The 3661-nt window shown below is 41.7% G+C and carries 3 protein-coding genes and 1 pseudogene; 3 read left to right on the forward strand and 1 reads right to left on the reverse strand.

The window, feature by feature from the left end; translation table 11 throughout:
- A pseudogene (locus QZX97_RS07580) lies at nt 1-708 on the reverse strand (hypothetical protein); the annotation flags it as partial.
- 474 nt (nt 709-1182) lie between these two features.
- Between QZX97_RS07580 and kdsA the strand changes: the two are divergent.
- The 3 genes from kdsA to QZX97_RS07595 all read left to right on the forward strand — a co-directional run.
- A complete protein-coding gene (gene kdsA, locus QZX97_RS07585; RefSeq protein ID WP_295664545.1) occupies nt 1183-1956 on the forward strand; it encodes a 3-deoxy-8-phosphooctulonate synthase in 774 nt (257 codons plus the stop codon).
- The gene (locus QZX97_RS07590) at nt 1953-2903 is read left to right on the forward strand and encodes a KpsF/GutQ family sugar-phosphate isomerase (RefSeq protein ID WP_295655694.1); all 951 of its coding nucleotides are present in this window, start codon (nt 1953-1955) and stop codon (nt 2901-2903) included. Before kdsA ends, QZX97_RS07590 begins: the two co-directional genes overlap by 4 nt.
- Before the next feature lie 92 nt (nt 2904-2995).
- A partial coding sequence (locus tag QZX97_RS07595) for a nucleotide sugar dehydrogenase (protein ID WP_295655693.1) occupies nt 2996-3661 on the forward strand: 666 nt, incomplete at its 3' end.

Genomic DNA, 3661 nt, shown 5'->3' on the forward strand with positions numbered 1-3661 from the left:
CGTATCGGGTTTCAGCGATTGTATTTTGCGCTGATCAGGTGGTAGCAGCATGAACTTCTCATAGCAGTCGTTCAGGTATAAGGTCAAATCGAACCCGGGAGCCTTAAAATCGCTTATCATTGGGCGATAAAGCCCTATAAATTGCTTCAGATCATTCCCTTTGAGCGGCACATATTTGCTTACATTTTCAGGACTAAATGCTTTGTCTATTTGTTGCGTAGCATTTTCTTCGTATGCAACCTGAGCATTTTTCTTGTCCTGGGCACTTTTCCCGTAACCAAACCTGATGGCAATACCCCCTATGGGGTTCCCGTTAGCGTCGGTTTGATACCTTAAAGCCTGATTTTTCAGGTTGGGGTCTTTAAGATTACCCAATTTTGTGCTTGTATTTTGTATAGTAACTTCTTTAAGGGCGCGGCTTTGCGGGGTAAGATAAATCTCGATCAATCGGGAATTGGTTACAACCAGAGTATCAGGTTGATAGGCAAAATCTGTAAGCACCAATATATCGCCTACCTTGGCCTGAATGGTAAAGAGCCCTGCACTATTGGTCAATGTATTGTCTTTTGTTCGCGTATTCTGCACCTTAACCGATGGCAATACCACATGTGTATCTAACTCATAAACCTTGCCAGTGAGGGGCAGTTGCGCATAAGCTGCTGTGCAGCTAAACAAAAATGTAACGAAAAAAAGAAGACTACGTTTCATTGTAATGTTGAACAATCAAATGCAAGTTTATCAATTGCAGTTAACAAAACGTATGCCGCGTATTACATTTTAATGTTAATGTTTGTTAAAACAAGTCAAAAAAAAGAGAGCGCCGCGAAGCCCCCTCTTTTTTAAACATTAACTGACCTCATTATTTATCATAAAGAACGATTGGTTTATAACTGATAAACTAACAATTGTACAAATATATACTCTATAGAATTAGCAGACTAATTTTTTAACAAATATTTAACTCTTTTTTTCCACATAAAGATGAAAATGAGCATGTTAATAACATAACTAATATTGTAGTTTTGTTTTTAAAAGGGCTATAATATGGCTGTGTTTTTATATGGGGAAATAAAATATGGCTTTGCGGTGCGTTTGTGGAATATAAAAATAGGTGTGTGTCCGCTATAAACCGGGTACATTCTCACAATAATTTCCATCTTTGTAGCTCATTTAAGTAGGTCTATGTTATTCGATAAAATAAAAAGTAGTACATTTTTCATTTTAGGTCCATGCGTAATGGAAGACCAGGAGCTTTTATACCGGGTTGCCGAGCATGTAGCATATATCGGTCAAAAGTTTAAAGTGCCAGTAATTTTTAAATCATCGTTTGATAAAGCTAACCGCACCTCGATACATTCGTACCGTGGCCCGGGAATTGAAAAAGGCATGGAAATGCTTAAGAACGTAAAAGAGAAATTTGATCTGCCGGTTACTACCGACATTCACGAGCCATATCAGGCAGCTATCGCGGCACAAGTGGTTGATATTTTGCAGATCCCCGCCTTTTTATGCCGCCAAACCGACTTGTTGGTTGCAGCTGCAAAAACAGGTAAAATTGTCAATGTTAAAAAGGCGCAGTTCTTATCAGGACAAGATATGTTCTACCCTGCGCAAAAAGTGATTGAAGCGGGCAATAAGCAGGTAATATTGACCGAGCGCGGTAATTCGTTCGGCTATAACAATCTTGCTGTCGATTTCAGGAATATTTATGATATGAAAAAGCATGGGCACCCCGTATGTATGGATTGCACACACTCGGTTCAACGCCCGGGTGGGGCTGGGGGTAAAACTGGCGGCGACCGCACTTTCGTGCCTATGATGGCGCTTGCTGCAAAGGCATTTGGTGCCGACGGTTATTTTATGGAAACACATCCCGACCCTGACAACGCCTTGAGCGACGGCCCCAATATGGTAAAACTAACCGATTTGGAAAAAACCATAGCGCCGTTGTTATGAATGTAGCTGAAATAAAAAATACAGCCAAGCGGGTTTTTGATATCGAAATTGAATCGCTGCAACAAGTAGCAGCATCAATCGACGGGCAGTTCGACCTTGTTGTTAAAGCTATATTAAATGCCAAAGGAAAAGTAATTGTAACAGGTATCGGCAAGTCTGGCCTTATCGGTAAAAAGATAGCAGCCACTTTGGCCAGTACAGGTACTGCCAGCTTTTTTTTACATCCGGGCGAAGCCTTTCATGGCGATTTGGGTATGGTGGGTACTGATGACATCGTTATCCTGATCTCGTATTCCGGCGAGACCGACGAAGTGCTGAAACTGATACCTTATCTAAAGCATAATAAAAACATCCTGATCGCCATCACCGGTAATCCTGAGAGTACTATCGCTCGTAATAGCGACTATCATTTAAACGTCTGTATACAGCATGAAGCTTGCCCGCTAAAATTGGCACCCACTTCATCAACTACGGCCACGTTGGTAATGGGCGATGCATTGGCTGTCGCCCTCATGGAATGCCGGGATTTCCAACCTGATGATTTTGCCCGGTATCACCCCGGGGGTAGCCTCGGTCGAAAATTACTTGTAAAAGTAAAAGATGTTATGCGTATCGATAGTTTGCCATTTATCAGTTCTGGCGCTACGTTTACCGAGTTGGTGTTAAAAATGTCTGAAGGGCGCTTAGGGTTAGTGATTATTGGCGGTTCGTCAAAAATTGAAGGCTTAATAACAGATGGCGATTTGCGGCGTGCGTTGGTAAAAAACCCTGATACCGCTACTTTAAGTATTGCAACCATGATGAACAGCAAACCAATCATTATTGATGAAGACGAATACATCAACGGGGCTGAGCAATTGATGATCGAAAAAAAGATAACCACTGTATTAGTTGGCTCGGCAGTAGAGCGACAGGTAAAAGGCGTCTATCAGATATATAATGGATAGCTCAAAATAATCACCTTGCCGCCGATTACTTTCAATTACTTAAAACAAATTAGGATATATTTGTTAACCCTTGTTAAGGTGTATTTATAAAAATGTTTACTAAGCCATCAAGTATAAAAATAGCCGTTATAGGCTTAGGTTATGTAGGGTTACCGCTCGCCGTAGAGTTTGCCACAAAATATCCCGTTGAAGGGTATGACATCAAACAAAGCAGGGTAAGCGATATTAATAATGGTAATGACACCACGTTGGAAGTAGATAGCGCGAGCTTAACTGCCGTGTTGACGCAAACAAGCGGAGCAAGGGGTTTGCACTGTTCCGCCGAAAGTTGCAATCTGGACAAATGCAATATCTATATTATATCTGTCCCCACTCCTACCGATCAACATAACCGCCCCGACTTAAGTATACTGTTAAAAGCAACAGAAACCGTTGCCGGCTTTTTAAAAGCCGGTGATGTGGTAATCTATGAATCTACAGTATACCCGGGTGTTACCGAAGATATATGCGTGCCTGTTTTACAAAAGCTTTCAGGCCTATCATTTAATCAGGATTTTTTTGCCGGCTACTCACCTGAACGGATCAACCCGGGCGATAAATTGCATAGGTTGACTAACATATTAAAGGTTACATCAGGCTCAACACCCGAGGTTGCTGACTTTATAGATGATCTGTATCGCTCAATCATCACGGCAGGCACTCACAAAGCCCCCAGCATAAAAGTAGCCGAGGCTTGCAAAGTTATCGAAAACTCCCAG

Origin of the sequence: uncultured Mucilaginibacter sp., assembly GCF_903893715.1 — a bacterium.
Taxonomy (GTDB): Bacteria; Bacteroidota; Bacteroidia; order Sphingobacteriales; family Sphingobacteriaceae; genus Mucilaginibacter.

Excerpts from the sequence above, each read along its gene's own strand:
- kdsA (WP_295664545.1), top strand. The coding sequence starts at position 1,183 with ATGTTATTCGATAAAATAAAAAGTAGTACATTTTTCATTTTAGGTCCA.
- QZX97_RS07590 (WP_295655694.1), top strand. The coding sequence starts at position 1,953 with ATGAATGTAGCTGAAATAAAAAATACAGCCAAGCGGGTTTTTGATATC.